A 25,819-nucleotide genomic window follows, 5' to 3' on the forward strand; every position below is an offset into this window, starting at 1 on the left:
GGGAGAGTCGCATGAAAATCATTATCTTACACGGTCTGTATATGCACGGAATGGTAATGAAGCCACTTAGTTATAAACTCAGTGGTATGGGCTATCAAACTCAAGTGTTAACCTACAATAGCTTGGCCATTGATGAGCAACGCGTGTTCAGTGACATTGACCAAGCACTGAGTCTAAAAGGGCCCAATGTACTGGTAGGCCACAGTCTTGGCGGCCTGATTATCAAACACTATCTCAAGGCACGACGTCCATCGGTTCGCAAAATTTCACATGTGGTCGCGATAGGCTCTCCTTTGCAAGGCGCTTCCATCGCATCACGCATCGAAGAGTTAGGAATGGGCGTTATTCTTGGTAATGCCCCTGATTTTGGCTTAACCGAGCACGAAGAAGAGTGGGATTTTGTCCAGAAACTCGGCAGTATTGCGGGCACCCTACCAATCGGGGCGCGTTCAATACTGCTTCAGGGCGATCAAAAACGTTCTGATGGCACCGTCACCGTCGAAGAAACTAAAATTCCTGGCATGACTGACCATATAGAGATCAACAATAGTCACACGAGCTTAATCTATGGATCTGCTACTCTAGAGCAAATCCATCACTTCATTCAGCGCAGTCATTTTAAACATTAAATCAGTCATTCTAAGCATTAAAAAAGCAGCGACTGGTCGCTGCTTTTAGGGTTGGATTACGCTTAAGGCGTGAGCGTGTATTTAGTTATCAAGCTCTCGCGCCCAAATGACTCTTCAATCCGCTCTCGCACCTCATCAAGCGTTATTGACTGTGTCATCATGTCAACATCTTGCAATGCCTCTACGCCATAGTCATGAACCAAATACCGTGCATAAAACCAAGCGCGTTGAACAGGATCATCCGCTAAAGGATGAAGCGCCACAGCAAGTTGTTTGGCAACCAGATCAACATCTTGTTGCGTTACGTTATCTAGAAGTCCTTGCATCACTTTAGCGACAGCCTTATCGATCTTGTCGATATCTTGTGGTGCGACTTGAGCTTCGATGAACCAATCGGTGCTGGCCTCTCCATCAAGTGAGGCACTGTAAGCATCAGGCGCATAGTCTAGGCCAAGTTCTTCACGCACATAATCATTCAGGCGCTTGGCAAGTAAGCGCTGAATCATATCGTCAATAAATGCAAGACGTGCCGTTGTTATCGATGCATTAGGATTGGTTGAACGTAGCAGATAGAAACTGTTCTCTTCATTGTAGATCGGCATATCAACACGAGCTTTCGGACTACGCTGATAATCAGCCAGCAGTTTAGCTGCCTGGCCCTGTTGCAGTGGAATTGCTCCGACATAATACTTGATCAAAGGTTCAAGCTCTTGCTCGGTCATATCAGCAATCACCACCAGCTTGTTGTTGCGGTTAACCGAAAACAGTTGTTGGTACACTTGGTTAATTTGCTCGTCATTGACCATCGCCACTTCAGGCGCAGTGGTCATACGGTGGAAACTTGATGGCAGGTAACTGTTTTGGTTAATCGCTTTATTCCACTGACCGATAGGGGTTTCTAGGTCGCTTTGTAGCTCTTCAATCACCTCACGCTTAACCACCTCAAGCTGTCGAGTATCAACCTTCGCGTTAGTCACCGCGTTGAAGATAACATTAAGTGAATCTGCGAGTTTTTTCTTCGTGGTGCCGACCTCAAGGCCATGATGACTCAGCCCGACAAATGGATACACCTCAATCGACTGACGCGTCAGATACGCATCAAATTCGCTGCCAGAGAACTCACCGATACCACTTCGACTAATCACGCCCGGAGCTAACCCATGAGCTGCATACAGTTCACTATCTAACGCCGCTTTGCCACCTTGGCTAATGTAAACCATATGGACGAAATCGCCTGCGGTTTTATCACGTTCAAACCATACTTCTACCCCATTGGAGAGTGTCCACACCGTAAAACCTGGCAGTTGCTCTTTACTGACAATATCCCCGCCACTTAAGGGATTACTCAACTGATCGACTTGAGCGGTTAACATCACGGGTTTCACCCCAGCAATATCAAAGCTCGCACGTAGTTGAGGTAGCTGTTTGGTCAATGTGGCAACCGCTTGGTCATTCTCTGCTGCCAGAAGCAGTACTTTCTCTTGAGTCAGCAGGGTTTGAATGCGTTGATTGATCCGTTCAGGCGTCGCAAGCGTTAAAAATTCATCTAAACTGCGTTGATAGTCGGCTTTGGATTGGTTTACGCTCGACTGCGTTATTGAAGCGACCATGCTTTGTACCGCGTCAATGGTGCTTTGCTGTTGCCAATTGTAATCAAGGTTCTCTGCCTGTTGAACATAACCTGCTAAACCAGTTTGATACTCTTGTTTACTGACACCAAAATCGCGCAGCGCTGCAAGTGTAGAGACAATCAATTGTTGAGCTTGTTGACGCTCTTGTTCTGCAAAAGCCGCTGACAAATAGGTGTAACGGCGGTAGTTAATATAATCACTACTGACGACAAGACCTTGCAGGGGGATCGCAGCATCATTGAATTCTCTGTCAAGACGATTGAAAATCAGCGACTGAGCAAGTTCATCAAGCCACAATTGATGCTGTTGACCACGTAACTTAACGATTGACGTTCCTCTATCAATCAAAACACTGATGCTTGGCGAGTCATATTGGCCGACTTCAGCGACATAATCGTCAACCTTGAGTACTACATCTTGATTACGTTTGTTTGATGCCTGATTGTTTGCCGACCAACTGGCGAACTTCGCTTCAATTAACGCCTTCGCCTCCTCACTAGTTATGTCTCCACTAATCACAATTTGTGCATATTGTGGCTGATACCAAGTTTGGTAAAAGTCACGAATCGAATCAGCGCTGGCATTTTGAACCGACTCTTTTGTCCCTACAGGGTCCCACAGAGCTAAGGGTGTGTCAGCAATGATATGATCATAGTATTTCTCTAAGAAAGAGCGATTTTCAGGTCGATTACGGCGAATTTCACCTTGAATCACCCCCTTTTCTTTTTCAATTTCTTGCTCTTCAAGTGTAAGGCCATCAGCGATATCACGCATCCAAACGAGCGCGGTATCCAGTCGAGAGCGATCGGGTAAATCGAGTTCGTAGACGGTTTCATAATATGAGGTATAAGCATTAACATCAGAACCCGTTACGCCCGCCTGTTCAAACATCGCGATAACATTGTCATTACCTAAGCTTTTTGAGCCGTTAAACGCCATATGTTCGAGAAAGTGAGCATAACCACGCTGGGCGTCTGTTTCTTGCGCAGAACCGACGTGGAAGAATAATCGTAAAGAAACTTCTTCGGTATCTTCCATTGGATAGAGGTGAAAACGGACACCGTTTTCAAGTTGGCCAGATACCCAATCAGGATCCGGTTCAATCGGAGCTTCAACGTTTGGTTGAACACAACCAGACAAAATAAACAATAGTGAAAAGAATAATTTACGCATAGCCATACTGCATTGTTATTGGTATTAAGAGAAATATACCTTAAAGCAATCAATTGGCAGAATGATTTTTGGGGCTTAATCGATTATTCGGGCAGGTGTTGCATAAATGATATTATCTGCTGCCAACGAACGTGTATAAACGAACGTTGGCGCAGCAATGAAGTGACGATAACAGTGACCTTCACTGCATAATCAGCTGGCTAACGGCGTTGGAAAACGTTGCTCATACAGCGCCATAAAATCAGAGCGTATTTCTTGTTCGAGGTGCACGGCTTTATCGGTTGGGCAAAATAACATGATATGAACAAATTGCTCCCCTGTAATACCACTCGTAATATGAATGTGCGCTTCAGCCCCCGGCAGATCGACGCCTGCATGCTTTTCAATCATGGTGTTATATCTTGTAGCCACATCGTGGAAATAGTTGGTGTGATGCTCAATTTTTTCGTGCAGAGTTGGTAACAGTGGATACAAATTGACGAAATCTCTCACCACGATAGAGAAGTTGTGAAAGACATAACGCTTCATAAAGTTAAGGTTTTTCACCGGATAAGTAAAAAACATACTGTTAGGCAATGTGATGGTTTTTCCCGTGTAGTGATATTGACCATGGTGAAGGTCGATTTCTTGGATCACTGTCGCCATAATGTTGTGTTCAATCACCTCACCACATGTTTTGCCAACTTCTATCCAGTCTCCGATACGAAAAGAGCGCGAGCTTGCACGTTGGATAGACCCAGTAAAACACAAGATAATCTCTTTTGATGCCACAACAATCGCAACAGCGATCGCCGCCACCGAGAAGGCAAACTCACTGATCTCTGATTGCCATAAAATAAACAGCGTCAATACCGTAAAAATGAAGGTGCCGTTTTTAGTACGAGACATCCAATTACGCTGTTTTTCCGACACAAAGGCAACATCACCACGGATCTTCGACAGTACAAGTCGCCTTACTAGTGAGATAACGATAATAATCAGCGCACTAAACACCAACTTATGAGCCAGAAGAAAATCAATAACTAGCTGTACTTTCTCCACTCGGTACTCCTAATATTTTGTAATAAAAAGAGCGGCTATGCCCCTCTATGTAACCATGTCACATTCAATCGAGCCCGAATCTTATCATCGAGCACTCAGTCTTTGCTATTGGTAACGAGCAGACGTTATAAATTGACCAAACGTTTCACACCAGATCACCACAGTGTTGTAGTCATTGATGGGGAAACCTTCAGGCAACATCATTGTAAAACGATCAAAGTTTTTCACTTCACCGACTTCAATCATCGTGTGCTTTTGAGCAATAAAGTCTTGCTCCGTTTCGATAAACGTAGGGGAAAAAAACAGTCGATAATCGGGGCCAGGAGCGAGTTCACCAATAAAAGCGACTTGTTCTTCATTAATAGAAAGTGAGCCAGCACCCCAATGCAGTAAGTCGCTGTCTTTCCGCGCACGCTGAAAGGTGCCAGTATAGACAGCGTGATCAGAAACATGCTGGACATCATTGACACTAGGAGGCAGGGGCTGAATAAGAATGGGCAGCGCATAAATCCCAATCGCGAAACCCAAACCTAAACAAACTGTATGCGATAACAGCAATAAAAACCTTTTCATTTTGAAACTCGTTGCTAACCCTTACTGCTAAAGGTATATGAATTTCAATGAAATATCAGCGTAGCAATGGTGACTTATTGGTATTTTAACGCCGTTTTTTCTGCCAAGGTCACAATTACCTTAACCGCTTGCTCCATCGACTCGATAGAGACAAACTCGTGAATGCCGTGGAAATTATATCCACCAGTAAATATATTCGGACATGGGAGGCCCATAAATGATAAACGCGCCCCATCCGTGCCGCCACGAATAGGTTTAATCACGGGCTCGACATCACAGGCAATCATCGCCTGCTTAGCAAGCTCGATCACATGTGGATAAGGTTCAACTTGCTCTTTCATATTGTAGTAACTGTCGGTGAGCACTAACTCGACGCGTCCCTTGTCTAAACTCGCATTCAATTGAGCAACTTTGTCACGCATAAACTGTTTACGCTGTTCTAGACCTTGACGCTCAAAGTCACGAATAATGTAGCCTAACTCACTGCGCGCAACCGTCATTTCGGCCGACTTCAAATGGTAGAAACCTTGATACCCCTCAGTGCATTCAGGCGTTTCGTCCGCGGGCATCAGTAGCTGAAACTGGGCGGCGATGTTCATTGCGTTGACCATCTTACCTTTTGCTGTGCCCGGGTGAACATTAACGCCATAACAGATAACATCTGCACTGGTCGCGTTAAAGTTTTCATACTCAAGTTCCCCCAAAGGACCACCATCAACGGTATACGCCCACTCAGCGCCAAACTTCTCGACATTAAACAGATCCGCGCCGCGGCCAATCTCTTCATCGGGCGTGAAGGCAATACAAATATCGCCATGAGGGATCTCTGGATGAGCAATCAACTCAGCAACCGCAGAAATGATTTCTGCAATGCCGGCTTTGTTATCTGCGCCAAGTAATGTCGTTCCATCAGTAGTAATTAAATTGTGGCCATGAAGCGTATGCAGATCTGGATATTGGATGGGAGACAGCACTTCATCTCCCTTTCCTAGCGCGATGTCCCCTCCTTGGTAGTTTTCAACAATTTGTGCTTTGACCCCTTTACCTGAGGCATCTGGCGCTGTGTCCATATGGGCGATAAAACCGATCGCTGGTACTGGGTAATTAAGGTTACTTGGCAAGCGTGCCATCAAATAGCCGTTATTGTCTAAACGGACATCACTTAAACCAAGCTCATGCAACTCTTGTTGGAGAAATTGCGCAAAAACACCTTGTCCTGGACTACTTGGGCATTGGGTATTGGTCGGGTTAGATTGGGTATCAAAAGCCACATAGCGCAGAAAGCGTGCAATCAATTCGTTCATAGTAACATCTCATTGTTATTTGTTTTTTCAGCATGCAGACATCCTACGCCGACCAAACAAAATGGTGTTGCTATAAATCAGGTTTTCGCTAATTAGCGCAATACCATGCATAACCATCACGTCATTGGTTAAACAAAAAAACCGAGCGTTCCCGGCTCGGTTTTTGATAGTAAACTTAGCTTGGGCTAGAGCAAGATAAAGATGCCCGCTAAGCAGGCACTCATTAGATTCGCTAACGTACCTGCTAATACCGCTTTAATCCCAAGGTTTGCCACTTCAGATCGGCGTTCTGGTGCAATGACGCCAATCGAACCTAGTTGAATCGCAATAGAACCAATATTGGCAAAACCACATAGAGCAAAGGTAATGATGACTTGAGTGTGCTCTGAAAGTAGTGCTTTATGTTCAACAAAGTCGATAAAGGCAACAAATTCGTTCATCACGACCTTCTGACCGATATATGAACCTGCCATCAAGACTTCGTTAGCTGGAACACCAATCACCCAAGCAAGCGGTGAGAACAAATAGCCAAACAGTGCTTGTAATGTAATGCCGCTAAAGCCAATCAATTCGCCTAAACTTTCTAGACCAGTATTGACCATCGCAATCACACTGACAAAAGCGATTAACATCGTACCTACGGCAACGGCGACTTTCATGCCGTTCATCGCGCCACTTGCCAACGCATCTATCACGTTACTTTCTTTGGCTTTATCCATCTCGATATCGCACTGTTCTATGGGAGTGTCGCGCTCAGGAACAATGATTTTAGCCATCATTAAACTGCCCGGCGCCGCCATGAAGCTTGCCGCAATCAGATACTTAAGCTCAACACCTAAACCTGCATAGCCACCTAAAACGCTACCAGCCACCGACGCCATACCACCAGCCATGACCGCGAATAATTCCGAGCGGGTCATTTTAGAAAGAAACGGACGAACTAGAAGCGGGGACTCACCTTGGGAAAGAAAGATATTACCAGTAGCAACAAGAGACTCCGCTTTGCTGGTGCCGAGAAATTTCTGGATTCCCCCACCGATAAACTTGATGACTTTTTGCATAACCCCTAAGTAATAAAGTGCAGAGATAAGAGCACTGAAGAAAATGATGATAGGAAGAACGCGAACCGCAAAAATGAAGCCAGTGTTGGCAAGATCGCCAAATAAAAAACGGATGCCTTCATCAGCAAAACCGAGCAAACTTGACACGCCACTACTTAAACTGGTGAGTGCGGCTTGCCCCAACGGGAAATAAAGCACCAATGCGGCGAAGCTCACTTGAAGCAATAAAGCGCGCGACACGGTTTTCCAATTAATTGACCGACGGCTTTCTGATAATAATACGGCACATAAGAGCAGGGCCGAAATTCCGATTAAGCCAAATAAAACATTCATTAAAAATTACCTCTACAAGCATTCAATTGGTAGCTGGTCCGGTCCGTGGGGTCATTCACTAATCCCTGTGACGGCTTGTATTGGTAGAGCTGTTATTCTCAACCGGGCGGAAAGTATAGCGGCATAAATGAGAGTTTCATCACATATTTTCACGCAAACGGTCACGCGCTTAATTAATAGTCATTTTCATCGTGATGGACGAAAAAAGAGCTCAATGACCGCGTCGAATGGCACAAATTAACAATAATAAATATTGAACTAAGATCACAATAGAGAGATAAACAACCAAAAATGGTAGCAAAATTACTGGCTTAATTATCAATAACACCTACTGTTAGAAAGTGATACTTAACGTGCTTTATCAAAACAAAAAGATACACTAATAACGTCAAGGCTTTACTGTCTACAAGCCCCGCCAATTTGCGGGGCTTGTTTATTTAGTTTTCTGGCAATTTCATTTTTTATCGATAAAATACCAGGCCTCTTTCTTGTCTGAGATTGTCTATGCAACTTGATTATACCTATAACAGCCTCTCGAACATGGCGCGCGATGAACTTGAAACACTGAGCTTGCGCATGATTCATCGCTTGGTACCTGAGGATTCCATGTCCGAACTGTTTACTTTCGATGGAGATGAGATGAGCTGTGCAGAAAAGCATCAAGAAGCACAATTTGATGCCATGCTAAGAATGAATGCCATCGCGCTAAGTGAGCTACCTGCATTGTTTTCTGAGTCTGACAATAAGCAGCAAAACATTCAACGCATGCAACGTCTGTTACTGTGGCACTTTTATAGCGTCTCCTTCCATTTGGAACGGGCGATTCCCCTAGAAACACATTGCAATCATGTTGAAGTTATCGTTGAGCAACCACCACAAAATGCTCTCGAGTGGGTCACTACCCTAACCGACTTGCTGCGTCAGTATGCGCAAATCGCGCACAAGCAACAATAGACAAAACGCCAGTAGATACTGGCGTTTATTTTTATTAGTCGTTTTCTACCACTAAGCGAGCATTTTTCGCTTGAACAGGGCGGTTATTTTTGCCCATCACCTGCTCCATTGCCGCCACTTGATCAGTACTTAAACGATGTGGTGATTTCAGTACAAACCAGCGCACCCCTTCACTGCACGGTGGCGTCGTCAACGAACCATTAAAGCGATAGTAATCGTCAGACTTAGGGATAAAGTCGCTGATACTGATCGGCTCAGAGAGCGCAACACTCTCGCCTTTTGTCGGCATCTTAGCCAATAATGTCGCCATGGCATGATTGCTTTTCTCAACGGTATCGAACATCACCGCAACAACCGCTAAGTTCCCTTTGTCGTCGGCATTAACAAAATGAGCCTCAAGCGGGAACTGGCGACTGTCTATCAAGTTTTCTGATGGCGTGTGGAAGTGAAACTGCGCCAAGGTAAACACCTTGCCATCAACCTTAAACTGGTTATTGCCTTCTACCACCGCTTGCAACGTGTGACCGTTATTGGTTAAACCCGTCACCTTACCAAGGTAGTCGATGTTTAGCTTTTCAATGTCAGCCTCTACCACATCTCGAATATCTATCGGGCTTTGGTTTTTTCCTTGTGCGCATTCAATAAAATGCTCCCCCCAATGTTCAGGGCCATGCTGCCCCTCGTATCCCCAATCAGAAGCCTGAGTAACCCCAGAAATCGCAGCTAACATGCCTAATGCAACTATGGTTTTTTTCATCATTATATATCCTTGCTAATTGTTCTCGTAACCGGACACATCATATAGACATGAGAATATTGAGCTGAGTAGTCAGCAAACTATGATTACACTGTTTTTTTGGAATCCGATGCAAAATAATTGCAAACGAGAGAATGGCAACCTTACTAAGGTGTAATTGAGATATAAAAAACGCCGAGCTGGGATGCTCGGCCTTTGTAATAAGAATTTTTTATTCCCAATCGAGGATAACTTTACCCGATTGGCCACTTCGCATAACGTCGAAGCCTTGTTGGAAGTCATCAATCTTGTAGTGATGAGTGATGATTGGTGTCAGATCTAAGCCTGATTGAATCAAACTCGCCATCTTGTACCAAGTTTCAAACATTTCGCGGCCATAGATACCTTTAATCACCAAGCCTTTGAAGATCACTTGGTTCCAATCAATCCCCATATCAGACGGTGGAATACCCAGTAGTGCAATGCGACCACCATGATTCATGGTTTGTAGCATCGAGTTGAATGCCGACGGATTGCCTGACATTTCAAGCCCCACATCAAAGCCTTCGGTCATGCCAAGTTCTGCCATTACATCTTCAAGCTTTTGCTCAGCAACGTTGACTGCACGAGTCACACCCATCTCACGTGCAAGATCGAGACGGTACTCGTTAACGTCCGTGATAACAACGTGGCGTGCGCCAACATGTTTTGCAACGGCAGCAGCCATAATACCGATAGGACCTGCGCCAGTAATCAACACATCTTCACCGACAAGGTCAAAAGATAGCGCGGTATGCACAGCATTACCAAACGGGTCAAAGATAGAGGCTAAATCATCAGAGATACCTTCAGGAATCTTAAAAGCGTTGAATGCAGGGATCACTAAAAATTCAGCAAATGCGCCTTCACGGTTTACGCCTACACCAACCGTGTTACGACAAAGGTGAGTACGGCCACCACGACAGTTACGACAATGACCACAGGTAATATGACCTTCACCAGAAACACGGTCACCAAGCTCAAAACCACGGACTTCTTGGCCAATACCAACCACTTCACCGACGTACTCATGACCGACAACCATGGGAACTGGAATGGTTTTTTGTGACCAGTCATCCCAGTTGTAGATGTGGACGTCTGTGCCACAGATCGCGGTTTTCTTAATCCGAATAAGAAGATCATTGTGACCAAGCTTAGGCTTGTCGACTTCTGTCATCCAAATTCCTTCTTCAGGCTTTAGTTTTGCAAGTGCTTTAATTTTCATTATTTGATGATCTCCATGTCGCGGCCTACTTCGATAAAGGCATCGATAGCGCGATCAAGTTGCTCACGAGAATGAGCGGCTGACATTTGTGTACGAATACGAGCTTGGCCTTTTGGTACCACAGGAAACGAGAAGCCAACCACGTAAATGCCTTTTTCAAGAGCGCGCTCTGCGAACTCGGCTGCGACTTTTGCATCACCAAGCATGATCGGAATGATCGCATGGTCAGCGCCACCCATAGTAAAACCAGCCGCTTCCATACGAGCGCGGAAGTGAGCTGAATTTTCCCACAAGCGATCGCGAAGCTCGCCACTCTCTTTCAGAAGGTCAAGAACACGGATAGAAGCATTAACAATCGCAGGTGCTACCGAGTTCGAGAATAAGTAAGGGCGCGAGCGTTGACGTAGCCAATCGATCACTTCCGCTTTACCCGAGGTATAACCGCCTGAAGCGCCACCCATTGCTTTGCCTAGCGTGCCAGTAATGATATCAATACGGTCAACAACGTTGTGGAACTCATGAGTACCCGCGCCGTTTTCGCCCATGAAACCCACCGCGTGAGAATCATCGACCATAGTTAATGCGCCATATTTGTCGGCTAAGTCACAAATAGCAGGAAGGTTTGCAACCACGCCATCCATTGAGAACACGCCATCAGTGACGATAAGAATATGGCGCGCACCAGCTTCTTTAGCTGCAATCAACTGTTGTTCTAACTCTTGCATGTTATTGTTTGCGTAACGGAATCGCATCGCTTTACACAGACGAACACCATCAATGATAGAAGCGTGGTTTAACGCATCTGAAATGATCGCATCTTCTTTACCAAGAATGGTTTCAAATAGACCCGCATTTGCATCAAAGCATGACGTGTAAAGAATCGTATCTTCTTTACCTAAGAATGTAGACAGTTTTTGCTCAAGCTCTTTGTGAATATCTTGAGTACCACAGATAAAGCGAACAGACGCCATGCCGAAACCATGCTGATCCATACCTGACTTACCTGCTTCGATAAGCGCGGGGTGGTTAGCAAGACCAAGATAGTTATTGGCACAGAAGTTCAAGACTTCTTGACCACTTGAAATTTTAACCGCTGCTTGCTGCTGTGACGTAATCACTCGCTCTGATTTGTAAAGACCTTCAGTCTTCACTTGCTCAATTTGTTGCTTTATCTGGTCGTAGAATGTAGCAGACATGTCTGATTCCTTGCTCGTTATTATTGTCAGTGCTTCACGTACTGATTGTCTTCAGCGTTGGTGAAGACAGAAATCTTATTGCTTAAGTGTAATTCAATCGAAAGGTTTGCATTATCCTGTCGGACGGAAAAACATTAGTGAATGACAGGCACAAATATTCAACTTTAATGATGACGGTCACATTGTTGGCCGCTACACTAACGGTTACTTTGGTTTTGAACAGTCGCTATTCGATGAAAAATACTCAACTGATTGCCCTGCTCCCCGATTTGGCGAGTTTTATTCTTATTGTCGACGAAGGTAGTTTTACCGCCGCTGCAAAGCAACTCAGTGTCACGCCGTCGGCGTTAAGTAAGTTAGTCACTCGACTAGAGGCCTCTTTGTCTGTGAAGCTATTTGAACGCACGACTCGAAAACTGCTCATTACCCGCGCAGGGCAACAAGTGTACGACCAAGCCATCGTAATGGTGAATGCAGCAAAGCAAGCTGTTGAGATCTCAACATCGCAGCACCAAGAGATGAGCGGTGCATTAACCGTTGCCGCGCCTGAAGCTTTTCTCAACTCGGTTTTACAACCCCACGTGGTGCCGTTCTTGCAAAAATACCCCCACATTCAACTCAAACTGCGGGTTGCCGACGGTGAGATTGATCTGATTCGTGATGGGATTGATGTGGCCTTCAAGCTTACCGATAAACCGGATGAGAATTTAGTGTTGAAAGAAGTCAATAAAACCAACCTAGTGCTGTGTGCCAGCCCTAAATACATTCAGCAGCGCGGCATGCCAACTCATCCAACACAGTTGCTCGAACATGACTGTCTATATTTGGCCGAAAATGACAGCGACCATATTTGGGACTTCTTCAAAGACGATGAGTTTCACTCAGTGGCTGTCAATGGCCGTTACGCGGTCAATCACTCACAAATGCGACTGACTGGGGTAAAAAATGCGCTTGGGATAGGTATTTTCCACGACTTTGTTATCGCCGATGCAATTGCTCAACATCAGGTCGTGGCGGTGTTGTCTGACTGGACAATCAAAAGTAACTACCATGGGGCGATTGCAATGCAATTTCCGCAAACCAAATACATGCCCGCCCGACTGCGAGGATTCATAGACTATATGAGCGAACAACTCGGCTCCGCAGAACCATCGACTTAGCATAAACATAGGATGAGCATAAACAACAGCCCCGCACATGGCGGGGCTCATAATCAAGAGAGATAAGCCTTAAGCGCTTTGCTGCGCTGCACCAGTAAAGCATCCATTATTAAGGTCACAATGATGCCAACACCTGCCATAGGAAAGCACACCGCAATAAGTACCACACTGATTACACCCAGTTTCCATATGCCATCATGTTCAAAATGAGCGGGGACACCAAGTCGACGTTGTTTGGCTGGACGACGCATCCACCACATTAACGCTCCTGTTATTGATATCACAATAAAAGCAAGACAGAACAGGGCATTAAGCACTTTGTTAACCATACTAAGATCGCCTTGATGCAGTGACACTCCCGTTGCCATTAACTTTGCAATCCAGCTATAGTCATCCCAAGTCACGTCCATTAACACTTGTCCGCTATATTGATCGAAATGAGTGGTTCGATCTTGTCTTGGATCAGTGACCTCACCGGCCATCGAGTTTGCTGATACGGTGTAAACCCCCATGTCTGACTGAGGAAAATAAAGACTAAATCGCTCAAAACCTAACTGTTTTGCCTGATTAACAATGCTATCCGCATCAACCGCACTCTTAGCACGGTATTGAGTGCTAAGTTGATGCTCACCACTATGATGAGATTGTGGAACCTCTGCCAGTTCTAAGTTCCACGGCATTTCTTCTTCGCTGCCATGGTTTAGGTCAGCATGGGTCAGAGTCGATTGTGGTTTTTCGCCCCATGTGTAATAAGTGGGAAACGTATTCCACGCTTGAACCATTTTCGCCCCCCAAACGCCAGCCCAAGCGAGACCTGAAAGCAAAAATAGACACAAAACAACCGAAAGCACACCGCCAAGATTCGCGTGAAGATCACGTAATAAAATTCGGCGACCGCTTACCATTCTTAACTTTAGGAAACCCGCTTTTGAACTGTTGTCCGTAGGTAGCCACAGATAAATACCGCTAATCAATAGCAAGAGGCTCAAACTGGTCGCTATCTCAATAAGATAATCACCGGCTTTTCCGATCAGTAACGTCCCGTGAATATCATTAGCCAGTTCATACCAACTGTCACTTCTATCGATTTCACCCAATACTTTTGCAGAATAAGGATCAACAGTGACGACCTTGTTGCCCCCCTCAGCTAAGTGAATGTTAAATCGATTAGCCAGATCTGCCTTCTTAGGGTAAACGAGCTGGGTGACATTCGATTTAGGGTATTGGTTGTTAATCGCTTCAAGTTGCTTAGAGATAGGTGCAACGGTGTCCTGCGGGATGACATTAAGTATTTCGCCATAACGAAATTGCTCTATTTCATCATCAAACAACATCGTTAGCCCAGTAAGGCTTAGCATCAACATAAACGGGATAACAAATAGCCCCGCGTAGAAGTGCCAGCGCCACGCCATAAAATAACGGACCTTGGCTTTACTATTTAGCGATTGATTTTTAGGACGAGTGCGTCCCTTAGGTTGAGCCTGTGGATGACTACCCAACATAAAACTTTCCTTTTATGAGCGCACAACAACAGCCACAAACATTCGCAGCAAGTGCTGAGCATAAACTTTACTTTCGGCTTATAGCCAGATTGTTAACAGATTTTTATTTGAGGAAAAATTCACCAAGGAGGCGCTCTGGGGATAGCCAACTGAAAGCGTTCGCTGAGAGACCAAAAGGCGTACGTTCTGACCAAGGCTAGCGTTAACGCGGCGCTGTAAAGAGGGCTAGAAAACGAATCTTGATGGAAACTAGAGAAATGAGTAAACGGACAAGCCTTGTTGTGCTGGGGCTCAAGTTCTCCGGGTTTAACTTGAACCAGCTCAAAACCATTTATCGTACAGAGCGTTGCCCAAAGGCCTGCTGCCGCACCGTGAGCATTGATTATTGGCATCAATGCAACAAGCACCCAACTTAAGGTGCTTGCTATGAGCATATTTCGCTTAAAGTAGGACGTTTTGATCATTATCGCTCTCAGTTAACTGAGCGCAAATATATAACCTCTTGGTTACGAAGTCAGTATGTTACGAGGTAACAGCGTGTTCACCTAAGCGGATATGATGACGCCATTAACTAAACAACTTACTCCAAATGCTTGGATTGCGTTTGTCATGGTACTCTTCACGCAGCGCGTCAACTCGCTTCAATGCTGCTTTAGCGGCAAGCAAATCGCCGTCAGCCAACTTATCTTCTACTGTATCTAACGCCACGGATAACTTATTAAACCCCTCTAAGTACAGTTCGGTCTTTTCCGGTGGGTATTCGCCTAACTTCGATTGTTCAACTAACTGTGACAAATTCGCCACAGCTGCTTGCATTTCGGTTATTTGTTCAGCTTGAGCGGCATGATTAAACTCGACTTTAATCTGTTTCATGGTCGCTTTAAGGTCAAAATCGCTGGCGTATACTTGAGCTGAAAGTGCAAAGACTAAAACGGGAAGTAACTTTCTCATTGTTGTTATTCTTAATTTGGGTTTATCAAGTCGCTCAGTTTACTGGAATTTAAGCCAATAAATTAAACGATTTTTGTATCAAGTTATAAATCTTGATACTCACGGATAGCGTCTCTGCCTCTTAAAGCAAGAAAAGCTAAAAACTGAGCAGTAGAGTGAGTTATGACTTGGTGGCTCTCAACCCCGACTTGATCAAGCAGCTCAGACACTAGCGACAAGTTGCCGACATCTTGGCAAAAATGGGCATCGCTACCTGTGGTAAAAAAGACACCAAGCTCTTTGCCGATCGCCGCAATTTCGTAGCATCGTTCCACGCTACCAACTCGGCTATTGCCTTTTAAAGTGGTGTTATTTATTTCTATCGCCACATGATACTGCTGAGCGCAGCGCAATACAGATTCAAAGTCGAAATCAAAATTAGGATTACCTAGATGCCCCAGCGCATCGACATTGCCACTTTTAATGGTGTTAATCAGCGCTTTAGTGTGCGAGTTTTTATCACTCGGCCTAAACACCGGCTCATGAAAACTGGCAATGACCCAATCCAAACTTTTATAAGACGAAAGGTGAACATCAATCTCACCCTGGGTGTTTAAAATATTCGATTCGACACCTCGAATAACCGCGACGTCATCAATAAAGCGAGGCAACACCCGTTGATTAGAAAAAAACCAATAGTGAGGTGCGCCCGGCATAGATTCAGCGTGATCAGTAGTACAAAACATCTTTAGGCCATTGTGTTTGGCCAAACGTGCATTCTCGACCAAAGTGCTATAAGCATGACCACTGGCATAGGTGTGAGTATGGGTATCAACAACTAAATTCATTCTTCAACACAAGTTATCTCTATGGTGGCTATCATGTTAACAGCCTATCCTTCTCGTTGCTCGCAATTGTTTTAATCATCACCAAGTGCCACTCTCAATCACGATTAAGCATTACAAACCAAATGTTGGCCTTTGGTGCTATCGAAGTAAAAAATATTGAGATAACAAAAATTTGCTTAACTTTTTTTGCAGGTTGTTAAGTTTGTTCGATACTTAATAGGTACTTTATTAGTGGTGTCTCTATGAGAAAGCAACGCTATTCGCTCAGCATTCATATCATTAGTCTCTTTTTATTCCTGACAACACTTGTTGGCACGGTACTTATTGTCATTAGCTATCAACACGCTCAACAGCTTCTCACTGGCAGTGCGCAAGAGCTTAGCCGTGAAAATAGCCGTAAGCTTGAATCAACCTTCCAAGTTAAAGCAGGGCCGATCCTCACCACACTCGACTTTATGGCGATGAATGAAACGATAGAAGATCACACAACCCCAACTAAACACGCCAATTTCTGGACTTCGTTAAAACTCATTTTTGACCGAAACCCTGGAGTGGTTGCTTTATACTACGCCAATGACTCTGGTGACTTCACTCTCGCAAGAGCACTCAGAAATGAGGCAGACAAAGTACGTTTTAACGCCCCCAAAGACGCGAATTTAATGATCAATAGCACCAACATAAAAGGGCAAAATCGTGTTTTCTTTTTAGACCGTAAACTACACCATGTGGGATACACACAAAGCCAAGACAACAACTTTGATCCTCGTGTACGGCCGTGGTTTCAAAACGCCAATGATGACGGTCAAATTCGCTTAACCGACCCCTACTTTTTTTATTTTCTTAAAACTACTGGAGTAACCTTGTCACGTCGCGCCGCCGACGGAAACAGTGTGGTAGGCGCTGACTTCACATTAACTTCACTGTCTCAACAAATCAGCAAAATGGGCTATTCTGACAACACCCAACTGATTCTGTTTGATCACAAGTTTAACTCTCTAGCGCATCACAACACTGGCCATACAAACCCCCTTGAATATGACAAAGTAAACTTGGACGACACCGTTTTCAGTTCGGTTATCAATCGTATTTCAAGCCAAATCATTTACGAAACCCCTGAGTTTAACAATAAGTTGTGGTCAGTGACGCTCACTCCAGTGCAACTGAACAGTTCGACGCGACTATTGCTCGCTGAAGCAACGCCACAGCAAGACTTACTCGCGCCGCTACTTTCGCTGCGCGATAAACAGGTCACCGTTGCGCTCGCTATGCTTTCAGTGAGTTTTATTTTGGTCTGGCTCGTCGCCCAACGTTTAGCTCAACCGCTGCGCGCGTTAATGGAACAAACCGACAATATCGCGCGCTTTGATTTTAAGAAAACACGTTACTCGCGTAGCATGATCGCAGAGGTGGCCAATCTCACCAATTCAATCGAGTTGATGGAACACACTCTATATGACTTGCTAAGACTATTGCGTGAAACGGCGAGTAATCAAGACTTTTCAGTACTGGCAAAAACCATTGCACATCAAAGCTTTCTGGTCACTCGTGCTGAGACCATTGTGCTGCACGTCAAAGAGGATATACAGGCAGATTTCAATTGCGCAGCCAATCACGCCATTATTCCTTTTAAGATAGACATCAATACTCTCGTCAATTCAATTGCTTGGGTAAAAACCGAGTTGAATAAAGGCGAAATTGTCCATCTTAATCGAGATGATACCAACTTAGCGAAATTCCGTGATCAGCTTTATAACTCAGATATTTATCTATTCCCATTACATAGTCGTGACAAGCATCTGGTCGGCATACTCTTGCTTGGTTACGAACGCGCTATTACGTCGGAACAATCCGACAAACATGCTTTCCTTAAAGAGCTACTCAGTTTCGGTGAAATAGCCAAAGAGAATATCGATCGCATGGAGCAACAAAAAGAGATGCTTAATGCCTTTGTCGAACTGATTGCTTCGGCGATTGATACTAAGTCGCCTTACACAGGCAGTCATTGTCAACGTGTACCCGAATTAACCAAAATGCTCGTCACTGCCGCCAATTCTGATGAAAGTTACTTTCCGCATTTTTCGATGTCAAAAGATCAATGGGAAGCATTACATCTTGCCTCGTGGTTGCATGACTGCGGTAAAGTGACCACCCCTGAATATGTCATTGACAAGGCAACCAAACTAGAAACGATCTATGACCGAATTCATGAAGTACGCATGCGTTTTGAGTTATTAAAAGCGCAAGCCGAGACTGAATACTGGAAAGCAATTTCACAAGGGGGTGATACCGACAGGCTCAAGCAAGAATTGGACATAAAACATCAACAACTTGACGATGATTTTGCCTTTATCGGTCAATGTAATCTCGGCGGCGAATCGATGAGCGATGAAGCGTTAGAAAGGCTTGGTCGTATCAGCCAAGTAACTTGGACTCGCACACTAGACGACCAAATTGGCGTCTCTTGGATTGAACAACAGCGCGCTGGCAATAAGGTCCCACTTCCGACACAAGAACCACTATTGAGCGACAAGCAAGTTCATCAAATCGATTGGCCTGCAGTCGCAAACCCACAAGATCCATGGCAAGAGGAGTTTGTCCTTAAACCCGGTCAGCTGAAATACAATCGAGGCGAGCTTTATAACTTGTCGATTTACCGTGGCACACTCAATGATGAAGAACGATTTATCATCAATGATCACATTATTCAGACTATCACTATGCTCAAGCGCCTTCCCTACCCACAACATTTAAAAGAAGTGCCTGAGTATGCGGGTGGACACCATGAACGCGTGGACGGCAAAGGTTACCCTAAAGGTTTAAACGAAGAACAGCTATCTATCCCTGCACGCGTCATGGCAATAGCCGATGTGTTTGAAGCGCTAACATCAAGTGATAGACCGTACAAGAAAGCCAAAACCTTAGCAGCATCGATTGAGATCATGACAGCGATGGCAACCACAGGTCACATCGATGCTAAACTGTATCTTCTTTTCTTAGAAAAAGAGATAGATCAAACCTATGCCAAACAATTTTTATCTTTAGATCAACAAGTTGAATTCGATCGAGCCGCCCATATCAAACGCGTAAAAATGTTTTTAAGGGGCGATTTCTAACCACTAACTGCTTGATCAAATTAGAGCAAACACTTTATTGTGCAGATTTTAGGCAGTGACTACCTAAAGTCTAAATATCAATACCTTAGCTTGATAGCTAGTCATTATTTAATCGATTGCCCTGCCAAAGGTTGATGTATGTCAAAGAGTCATAGACAATACGCTGCCAACTGAACTTTCAGCTCTGATTTTTTCACTCCTTTTTAGTGATGCATCGAGATTTGGCGTATTTATTCTGTTTTACCTATTGGTTTGATAGGTAAGACCGATTTTATACTTTTAGGTGTCGTTGATAGGGTTGGTTATCTATTCATGCCAGCCAATGAGGCACATGACACTACCTCGTTTTTAAGGGAAAGATGATGGTAATACCAGAAAACAGCAGCATCGTTATTTTTGGTGCTTCGGGTGACTTAACGTATCGTAAGTTGATCCCAGCTCTATATCACCTTTACTCAAATAAACAGCTGCCTGAAAACTTTGCCATTCTTGGTGTAAGTCGTACAGAATACAGCGATGAGTCTTACCGCGAAAAGCTCAAGCGCTCGCTGCTAGAGATGGAAAAAACCGAACCAACAACGCTCGATGCTTTTATCAACCATCTTCACTACCAAGCCATCAACACTTCGGACAGTGCCGACTACTCGAAACTGACCGCCCGACTCGACCAGCTCGGTGAGCAGTACCAATTTGAACAACGTAATACGCTGTTCTATCTTGCGACACCGCCTAGCTTGTACAGCGTTATTCCATCTAGCCTCGCCGCGCACGGTCTTAACTGCGAAGACGATGGTTGGAAACGGCTGATCATCGAAAAGCCATTCGGTTACGATCTCGAGTCAGCAAAAACGCTCGATAAAGAGATTCACGAACACTTCAAAGAACACCAAATCTACCGTATCGACCACTATTTAGGTAAAGAGACTGTTCAAAACCTGCTTGTCTTCCGTTTTTCTAACGCGATGTTCGAGCCACTATGGAACCGTAACTATATCGAATACGTTGAAATCACGGGAGCGGAATTCCTTGGTGTTGAAGAGCGCGGGGGTTACTACGACGGCTCTGGCGCAGTGCGCGATATGTTCCAAAATCACCTATTGCAAGTATTAGCAATGGTCGGTATGGAACCACCAGCACAAATCAACGCAGACTCAATGCGCGACGAAGTGGTCAAAGTATTACAATGTCTTAAGCCGCTTGAGGAAGACGACCTGCGTAACAATCTTGTGCTTGGCCAATACACCGAATCAGACGTGCGCGGCGAGTTTTTACCAAGCTACCGTGATGAGCCAGGCGTGGCGACTGACTCACGAACCGAGACCTATGTCGGCCTTAAAGCGTACATCAATAACTGGCGCTGGAATGGCGTGCCGTTTTATGTCCGCAGTGGTAAACGACTGCCGACTCGCGTCACTGAAGTGGTTATCCATTTCAAACAAACGCCGCACCCGGTATTTGGTCAAAATGCACCAGAGAACAAGTTGATCATTCGTATTCAACCAGATGAAGGCATTCAAATGAGCTTTGGCTTGAAAGAGCCAGGGGCTGGTTTTAATGCAAAAGAAGTAAAAATGAACTTCCACTATGCTTCTTTGCAAGAGACCCAGATGTTGACCGCGTACGAGCGCTTATTACTCGATGCGCTAAATGGTGATGCGACACTGTTCGCACGTAGTGATGCAGTAGAAGCCTGCTGGCAATACGTCCAACCTATTCTCGACTTCAAGCAGGACCCACAAGCCCTGTTTGGTTACGCCTGTGGCACATGGGGACCAAAAGAGTCAGACGACCTACTTCAGCGCGATCATCGTGCGTGGCGTTTCCCATGCAAGAACCTAACTGACACGGACTACTGTGAATTATGATTAACCACAAGATTTTTCAAACCGCTCAACAAGTTGTCGAAAGCTTAGCCAATGACATGCAAGCGTTGAGTGAACTTGGTCGCCCTGTGCACATCTCACTATCTGGTGGCAGCACGCCCAAAATGCTATTCAAGCTTTTAGCACAAGCGCCTTACACTGAAAGCATTCAATGGCACAACCTCCATTTTTGGTGGGGCGATGAGCGCTGCGTGGCCCCTGATGATGCACAGAGCAACTATGGCGAAGCCAACACGCTACTGTTCAGCCAAGTAAATATCCCAGCTGAGAACATTCATCGTATCCTTGGTGAGAACGATCCTGAGGGCGAAGTTGAACGCTTTGCACAAGAAATGGTTGACGTTATCCCGTGTGAATACGGTACACCAGTATTTGACTGGATTTTGCTTGGCGTTGGTGCGGATGGTCATACCGCATCGCTGTTCCCAGGGCAAACCAACTATCAAGATGAAAGCCTTTCGTTATTGGCCGCTCACCCAGAGTCTGGCCAAATCCGCGTATCAAAAACAGCCAAAGTACTTGAAGCTGCCAAGCGTATTAGCTACCTAGTCCTTGGTGCGGGCAAAGTTGACATCGTACACGAAATTCATACCACCCCGGCAAGTGAGCTGCCTTATCCTGCAGCCAAAATCCAGTCTAAAACTGGTGAGACGGAGTGGTACTTAGATTCAGACGCAGCAGCAAAAATTGCGTAATGCGCGTCAAAATAGATCAATTGGAGAGCAAAAATGAAAGGTGATATCGGTGTAATTGGCCTAGCCGTAATGGGTCAAAACCTTATCTTAAACATGAACGATCACGGCTTCAAAGTGGTTGCTCATAACCGTACTGCAGCAAAAGTAGACGAGTTTATTGAAGGCCCAGCAAAAGGCACAAACATTGTTGGTGCCTACTCGCTAGAAGAGCTCGTAGAGAAACTAGAAACACCGCGTAAAATCATGCTTATGGTTCGCGCTGGTGATGTCGTTGATAAATTTATCGAGTCACTTGTTCCACTTCTAGACAAAGGTGACATCATCATCGACGGTGGTAATACTAACTATCCAGACACTAACCGTCGTGTTGCTGCACTGCGTGAAAAAGGCATTCACTTTATCGGAACTGGTGTTTCTGGTGGTGAAGAAGGTGCACGTTTTGGCCCTTCAATCATGCCTGGTGGTTCTCCTGAAGCTTGGCAAGCGGTGAAACCTATTTTCCAAGGTATTTCTGCAAAAACAGATGCTGGCGAGCCTTGCTGTGACTGGGTTGGTAACGATGGCGCTGGCCACTTCGTTAAGATGGTTCACAACGGCATCGAATACGGCGACATGCAGCTCATCACTGAAGCTTACCAGTTTATGAAAGATGGTCTGGGTATGTCTGCAGATGAGATGCAAGCTGTATTTGCTGACTGGAACAAAACTGAACTAGACAGCTACCTAGTAGAAATCACCGCTGATATCCTTGGCTACAAAGATGAAGATGGTGAGCCGCTAGTTGAGAAGATTCTAGACACTGCTGGCCAAAAAGGTACGGGTAAATGGACAGGTATCAACGCACTAGACTTAGGTATTCCACTGACGCTTATCTCTGAGTCAGTATTCTCTCGTTGTCTGTCAGCTCTAAAAGATCAGCGTGTTGAAGCAGAATCTCTATTTGGCAAGACAATCACTCCGGTTGAAGGTGATAAGCAAGAGTGGGTTGACGCACTACGTCAGGCTCTTCTCGCATCGAAAATTATCTCTTACGCTCAAGGCTTCATGCTAATGCGTGAAGCGTCAAATGAAAATGGCTGGGATCTCAACTACGGCAACGTAGCGCTTATGTGGCGTGGTGGTTGTATCATCCGCTCGGCGTTCCTAAGCAACATCCGTGATGCATACGAAGCGAACCCAGACATTGCATTCCTAGGCTCAGATGACTACTTCAAAGGCATTCTGAAGAACAGCCTAAGCGCATGGCGTAAAGTTGCGGCTAAGTCGCTAGAAGCGGGTATCCCAATGCCTTGTACTATCTCTGCGCTTTCGTTCCTAGACGGTTACACAACAGCGCGTTTGCCAGCAAACCTACTGCAAGCTCAACGTGACTACTTCGGTGCTCACACCTATGAGCGTATTGACCGTGAACGTGGTGAATTCTTCCACACCAACTGGACAGGTACTGGCGGTAATACGGCGTCTACGACTTACGACGTTTAATAAAAGGATGAGTTTAGTCTTTATTCATACCTAAGACTCATACTATAATTATTGCTTCATGGAGGATGTTAACCTAGTTAACATCCTCTATTTTTTGAAACCTACAACAAGGAGTTTTACATCTTAACGATGTAGACCATGGTGATTAACTTAACCTGGAAGGTTATCACTCTTAATTGAGGTTCTTAACATGACTATTAATAAATACTTTGTCTTTGCTCCACAAGCAGAGAAATCTCAGCGTGCAAACGACAATGATCAATTGTTAGAGAAGGAAACTCAACGTCAGGCTTTAGTAAAACAGGCGCAGCAACAAGGCGGCTTGTAGGCTAGGTTTCAAGGAAAAGGAGTCCATCGTGGACTCCTTTTTATTTTTATACTTTAAATTCAGATACTTGCAGATTTAACATTTGGCTCTCATTCTCAGAGTCGTTTGGTAATACATTATCAATAGCTGTCGCTACAATTACGCCTAGCCAATCCCTATAGCCTTTAATTTACGATAGATGGTGTTGCGGCTAATCCCAAGAACACGTGACATTTTGCTGATGTTGCCATTGTGGGCGTGATAAGTATCGACTAACGTTGAATTAACCGTGGCTTTCAAGTCTGTTGGCTCTTGTACACTGTTGTCACTCAGATTCTGAGTAATATGGGTCGCCAAGTGAGCAGGAACATGTTCAAGGCGCAGCTCTTCTTCATCGCTCGCAATCAGACAAGTCACCTTAAATAGGTTATCTAATTCACGCAAATTGCCAGGCCAACCGTAGTGCTTCAATTGCTCCAATAACGCCTTTGATATGTTCTGATGCTGAGGTTTGTATTTAGCATGAATGACATCAATCAATTGCATCCTATCGCGCCGAGTACGTAGACAAGGCAGTTCGATAACCAATCCATTCAAGCGATAATAGAGATCTTCTCTGAAAAGCCCCTGTTCTACTAACGACCGGAGATCTTGATGAGTGGCAGCAATGATTTGAATATCAACTTGATACGCTCGGCTAGCACCAATCGGCATGACGATTTTATCTTGTAGTACGGTGAGTAACCGGCACTGCGCCTCCAATGGCATTTCGCCAATTTCATCTAAAAATAGGATGCCTTTGTCTGCTTGGCGAATTCGGCCTAGATAGCCTTTCGTACTGGCTCCAGTAAACGCCCCAGAGGCATAACCAAATAACTCAGACTCAATCAAATCCTTGGCCAACGCTCCACAGTTGACTGTAACCAAGGGCGCGATATTCCGCGTACTATGTTTATGCAGCGCTTTAACAAATTCACCTTTTCCGACCCCAGTTTCCCCTAGGATAAGTAAACTGATGTCTTTACCGATAACTTTATTGGCTTGCTGCCAAGCGGTTTCAACTTGAGGCTCTCCGTAATGAAGTTCACTAGACACACTAACGGCGCTTTTGACTTTGGACGCGCCGTTAAGCAAGCGCTTTTCAAACACTAAAGGCATTTGTTGCTTAGAGCGTTCAAGCAGTGCTTCGATTTTTTCACCAACAATATTCGATTGCCGAGTAAGCTGACACGCAACATGGTTATGAGCAACCACTCGACCTCCCTCATCAGCAATAACAATACCTTGCCACCCAGTATGCAAAACCGACTCATTCAACGCCAAATCGACTTGGTACGCCGCTCCTGGGATTTGGCATAACAGCCGATTTTCAACCAATTGAATCATATTTTGCACTAACAACTGAGTGGTTACATCATGTTGTTCTTGTTCACTGGTGATATCTAATATCCCGACCAGTTCGCCTTTATGATTAAACAGTGGGCTGGCCGAACAACTGATAAAACGGTGTTGTTTGATAAAGTGCTGCTCGCCAATAATCGAAACCGCACGTTGCTCAAATAAAGCGGTGCCTATTGCATTGGTTCCTTTTAAACGCTCTTGCCAGCAATTTCCAGACTCTAAAGCTATCTCAAGCAACTTTTCTCTAAATCGCTCTTGGCCCCAACTGGCTAAGATCACCCCTTCTCCATCGGTGAGAATTAAACGACTATCACTACGCCCAAGCACTTGATTAAACAGGGGCAAGGCCGCTTGTTCAACCGCTTCTATAACGCCTTTATTGTCATAACGACGCTCTTTCATCACTGCATTAGACAGCACTGCATCACTTGGCCGTTTGATTTCTTTTAAGCCTGCATCACTACTTCGTCGCCATGACGAACTCAACCAATCGCTGTTTTGTTGTCGCTGTAATTCCATCGTTGTACCATTTTTGAGCAAACTGACTGTGTCACTTTGGAACAGGTGAACATTTCATTAACATTCAGCCCTGTTGTCTTGGCT

Annotated in this window: 21 protein-coding genes; 8 read left to right on the forward strand and 13 right to left on the reverse strand. The window is 44.9% G+C overall.

The window, feature by feature from the left end; genetic code table 11:
• Positions 1–11 precede the first annotated feature (11 nt).
• Positions 12–629, forward strand: coding sequence for a lipase family protein (locus tag BS19_RS16335; protein ID WP_038176723.1), 618 nt, complete (start codon positions 12–14; stop codon positions 627–629).
• 62 nt (positions 630–691) lie between these two features.
• Here the strand turns inward: BS19_RS16335 and BS19_RS16340 are convergent, their stop codons facing one another.
• The 5 genes from BS19_RS16340 to BS19_RS16360 form a co-directional block, all read right to left on the reverse strand.
• The gene (locus BS19_RS16340; RefSeq protein ID WP_245609300.1) at positions 692–3,439 is read right to left on the reverse strand and encodes a M16 family metallopeptidase; all 2,748 of its coding nucleotides are present in this window, start codon (positions 3,437–3,439) and stop codon (positions 692–694) included.
• Between the two features lie 186 nt (positions 3,440–3,625).
• Entirely contained in the window at positions 3,626–4,474 is an 849-nt protein-coding gene (locus BS19_RS16345; protein ID WP_038176727.1) for a mechanosensitive ion channel family protein, read from the reverse strand.
• Between the two features lie 105 nt (positions 4,475–4,579).
• Positions 4,580–5,047, reverse strand: coding sequence for a DM13 domain-containing protein (locus BS19_RS16350; RefSeq protein WP_038176728.1), 468 nt, complete (start codon positions 5,045–5,047; stop codon positions 4,580–4,582).
• Between the two features lie 74 nt (positions 5,048–5,121).
• A complete protein-coding gene (gene pepT, locus BS19_RS16355; protein WP_038176730.1) occupies positions 5,122–6,351 on the reverse strand; it encodes a peptidase T in 1,230 nt (409 codons plus the stop codon).
• Positions 6,352–6,536: 185 nt separating this feature from the next.
• Positions 6,537–7,745, reverse strand: coding sequence for a NupC/NupG family nucleoside CNT transporter (locus BS19_RS16360; protein ID WP_038176731.1), 1,209 nt, complete (start codon positions 7,743–7,745; stop codon positions 6,537–6,539).
• A gap of 504 nt (positions 7,746–8,249) precedes the next feature.
• On the opposite strand from BS19_RS16360, the gene BS19_RS16365 reads away from it, so the two are divergent.
• Positions 8,250–8,699 carry a hypothetical protein gene (locus tag BS19_RS16365; RefSeq protein ID WP_038176732.1) on the forward strand — a complete coding sequence of 150 codons (450 nt, stop codon included), beginning with the start codon at positions 8,250–8,252 and terminating at the stop codon, positions 8,697–8,699.
• A gap of 34 nt (positions 8,700–8,733) precedes the next feature.
• Here BS19_RS16365 and BS19_RS16370 read toward each other — a convergent pair whose 3' ends face one another.
• The 3 genes from BS19_RS16370 to BS19_RS16380 all read right to left on the reverse strand — a co-directional run bounded on the left by BS19_RS16370 (position 8,734) and on the right by BS19_RS16380 (position 11,895).
• Entirely contained in the window at positions 8,734–9,456 is a 723-nt protein-coding gene (locus BS19_RS16370; RefSeq protein WP_038176825.1) for a carbonic anhydrase, read from the reverse strand.
• Between the two features lie 211 nt (positions 9,457–9,667).
• Entirely contained in the window at positions 9,668–10,699 is a 1,032-nt protein-coding gene (gene tdh, locus BS19_RS16375; protein ID WP_038176733.1) for an L-threonine 3-dehydrogenase, read from the reverse strand.
• Positions 10,699–11,895: a glycine C-acetyltransferase gene (locus BS19_RS16380; RefSeq protein WP_038176735.1), complete on the reverse strand. Its 1,197-nt coding sequence runs from the start codon at positions 11,893–11,895 to the stop codon at positions 10,699–10,701. The genes tdh and BS19_RS16380 overlap by 1 nt, the downstream gene beginning before the upstream one ends.
• 233 nt (positions 11,896–12,128) lie before the next feature.
• Between BS19_RS16380 and BS19_RS16385 the strand changes: the two genes are divergently transcribed.
• Positions 12,129–13,055 carry a LysR family transcriptional regulator gene (locus BS19_RS16385; protein WP_038176828.1) on the forward strand — a complete coding sequence of 309 codons (927 nt, stop codon included), beginning with the start codon at positions 12,129–12,131 and terminating at the stop codon, positions 13,053–13,055.
• A 53-nt stretch (positions 13,056–13,108) separates the two neighbouring features.
• Here BS19_RS16385 and BS19_RS16390 read toward each other — a convergent pair whose 3' ends face one another.
• The 4 genes from BS19_RS16390 to BS19_RS16405 all read right to left on the reverse strand — a co-directional run bounded on the left by BS19_RS16390 (position 13,109) and on the right by BS19_RS16405 (position 16,335).
• Complete coding sequence (locus tag BS19_RS16390) at positions 13,109–14,467, reverse strand: PepSY-associated TM helix domain-containing protein (protein ID WP_245609303.1); 1,359 nt, start codon at positions 14,465–14,467, stop codon at positions 13,109–13,111.
• A gap of 209 nt (positions 14,468–14,676) precedes the next feature.
• Positions 14,677–15,021: a hypothetical protein gene (locus BS19_RS16395; protein WP_038176739.1), complete on the reverse strand. Its 345-nt coding sequence runs from the start codon at positions 15,019–15,021 to the stop codon at positions 14,677–14,679.
• Positions 15,022–15,124: 103 nt separating this feature from the next.
• On the reverse strand, positions 15,125–15,508 hold the full coding sequence (locus tag BS19_RS16400) for a cytochrome b562 (RefSeq protein WP_038176741.1): 384 nt from the start codon (positions 15,506–15,508) through the stop codon (positions 15,125–15,127).
• A gap of 83 nt (positions 15,509–15,591) precedes the next feature.
• A complete protein-coding gene (locus tag BS19_RS16405; RefSeq protein WP_038176742.1) occupies positions 15,592–16,335 on the reverse strand; it encodes a phosphatase in 744 nt (247 codons plus the stop codon).
• 242 nt (positions 16,336–16,577) lie between these two features.
• Here BS19_RS16405 and BS19_RS16410 point away from each other — a divergent pair, with 242 nt between their 5' ends.
• From BS19_RS16410 to BS19_RS20450, 5 genes are all read left to right on the forward strand, one after another.
• Positions 16,578–19,448: an HD domain-containing phosphohydrolase gene (locus tag BS19_RS16410; RefSeq protein WP_038176743.1), complete on the forward strand. Its 2,871-nt coding sequence runs from the start codon at positions 16,578–16,580 to the stop codon at positions 19,446–19,448.
• Positions 19,449–19,810: 362 nt separating this feature from the next.
• On the forward strand, positions 19,811–21,313 hold the full coding sequence (gene zwf / locus BS19_RS16415; RefSeq protein WP_038176744.1) for a glucose-6-phosphate dehydrogenase: 1,503 nt from the start codon (positions 19,811–19,813) through the stop codon (positions 21,311–21,313).
• A complete protein-coding gene (gene pgl / locus BS19_RS16420) occupies positions 21,310–22,026 on the forward strand; it encodes a 6-phosphogluconolactonase (protein WP_038176746.1) in 717 nt (238 codons plus the stop codon). Before zwf ends, pgl begins: the two co-directional genes overlap by 4 nt.
• 33 nt (positions 22,027–22,059) lie before the next feature.
• On the forward strand, positions 22,060–23,508 hold the full coding sequence (gene gnd, locus BS19_RS16425) for a decarboxylating NADP(+)-dependent phosphogluconate dehydrogenase (protein WP_038176747.1): 1,449 nt from the start codon (positions 22,060–22,062) through the stop codon (positions 23,506–23,508).
• Between the two features lie 190 nt (positions 23,509–23,698).
• On the forward strand, positions 23,699–23,836 hold the full coding sequence (locus BS19_RS20450) for a hypothetical protein (RefSeq protein ID WP_169739024.1): 138 nt from the start codon (positions 23,699–23,701) through the stop codon (positions 23,834–23,836).
• A gap of 144 nt (positions 23,837–23,980) precedes the next feature.
• Here BS19_RS20450 and BS19_RS16430 read toward each other — a convergent pair whose 3' ends face one another.
• A complete protein-coding gene (locus BS19_RS16430) occupies positions 23,981–25,735 on the reverse strand; it encodes a sigma-54-dependent Fis family transcriptional regulator (protein ID WP_038176749.1) in 1,755 nt (584 codons plus the stop codon).
• Between the last annotated feature and the right edge of the window lie 84 nt (positions 25,736–25,819).

Origin of the sequence: Vibrio pacinii DSM 19139, assembly GCF_000711795.1 — a bacterium.
Taxonomy (GTDB): Bacteria; Pseudomonadota; Gammaproteobacteria; order Enterobacterales; family Vibrionaceae; genus Vibrio; species Vibrio pacinii.

What these genes read in the sequence shown, in the direction of transcription:
- BS19_RS16335 (WP_038176723.1), top strand. Translation starts at nt 12, where the DNA reads ATGAAAATCATTATCTTACACGGTCTGTATATGCACGGAATGGTAATG.
- BS19_RS16340 (WP_245609300.1), bottom strand. Translation starts at nt 3,439, where the DNA reads ATGGCTATGCGTAAATTATTCTTTTCACTATTGTTTATTTTGTCTGGT.
- BS19_RS16350 (WP_038176728.1), bottom strand. Translation starts at nt 5,047, where the DNA reads ATGAAAAGGTTTTTATTGCTGTTATCGCATACAGTTTGTTTAGGTTTG.
- pepT (WP_038176730.1), bottom strand. Translation starts at nt 6,351, where the DNA reads ATGAACGAATTGATTGCACGCTTTCTGCGCTATGTGGCTTTTGATACC.
- BS19_RS16360 (WP_038176731.1), bottom strand. Translation starts at nt 7,745, where the DNA reads ATGAATGTTTTATTTGGCTTAATCGGAATTTCGGCCCTGCTCTTATGT.
- BS19_RS16365 (WP_038176732.1), top strand. Translation starts at nt 8,250, where the DNA reads ATGCAACTTGATTATACCTATAACAGCCTCTCGAACATGGCGCGCGAT.
- BS19_RS16370 (WP_038176825.1), bottom strand. Translation starts at nt 9,456, where the DNA reads ATGAAAAAAACCATAGTTGCATTAGGCATGTTAGCTGCGATTTCTGGG.
- tdh (WP_038176733.1), bottom strand. Translation starts at nt 10,699, where the DNA reads ATGAAAATTAAAGCACTTGCAAAACTAAAGCCTGAAGAAGGAATTTGG.
- BS19_RS16380 (WP_038176735.1), bottom strand. Translation starts at nt 11,895, where the DNA reads ATGTCTGCTACATTCTACGACCAGATAAAGCAACAAATTGAGCAAGTG.
- BS19_RS16385 (WP_038176828.1), top strand. Translation starts at nt 12,129, where the DNA reads ATGAAAAATACTCAACTGATTGCCCTGCTCCCCGATTTGGCGAGTTTT.
- BS19_RS16390 (WP_245609303.1), bottom strand. Translation starts at nt 14,467, where the DNA reads ATGGCGTGGCGCTGGCACTTCTACGCGGGGCTATTTGTTATCCCGTTT.
- BS19_RS16395 (WP_038176739.1), bottom strand. Translation starts at nt 15,021, where the DNA reads ATGATCAAAACGTCCTACTTTAAGCGAAATATGCTCATAGCAAGCACC.
- BS19_RS16400 (WP_038176741.1), bottom strand. Translation starts at nt 15,508, where the DNA reads ATGAGAAAGTTACTTCCCGTTTTAGTCTTTGCACTTTCAGCTCAAGTA.
- BS19_RS16405 (WP_038176742.1), bottom strand. Translation starts at nt 16,335, where the DNA reads ATGAATTTAGTTGTTGATACCCATACTCACACCTATGCCAGTGGTCAT.
- BS19_RS16410 (WP_038176743.1), top strand. Translation starts at nt 16,578, where the DNA reads ATGAGAAAGCAACGCTATTCGCTCAGCATTCATATCATTAGTCTCTTT.
- zwf (WP_038176744.1), top strand. Translation starts at nt 19,811, where the DNA reads ATGGTAATACCAGAAAACAGCAGCATCGTTATTTTTGGTGCTTCGGGT.
- pgl (WP_038176746.1), top strand. Translation starts at nt 21,310, where the DNA reads ATGATTAACCACAAGATTTTTCAAACCGCTCAACAAGTTGTCGAAAGC.
- gnd (WP_038176747.1), top strand. Translation starts at nt 22,060, where the DNA reads ATGAAAGGTGATATCGGTGTAATTGGCCTAGCCGTAATGGGTCAAAAC.
- BS19_RS20450 (WP_169739024.1), top strand. Translation starts at nt 23,699, where the DNA reads ATGACTATTAATAAATACTTTGTCTTTGCTCCACAAGCAGAGAAATCT.
- BS19_RS16430 (WP_038176749.1), bottom strand. Translation starts at nt 25,735, where the DNA reads ATGGAATTACAGCGACAACAAAACAGCGATTGGTTGAGTTCGTCATGG.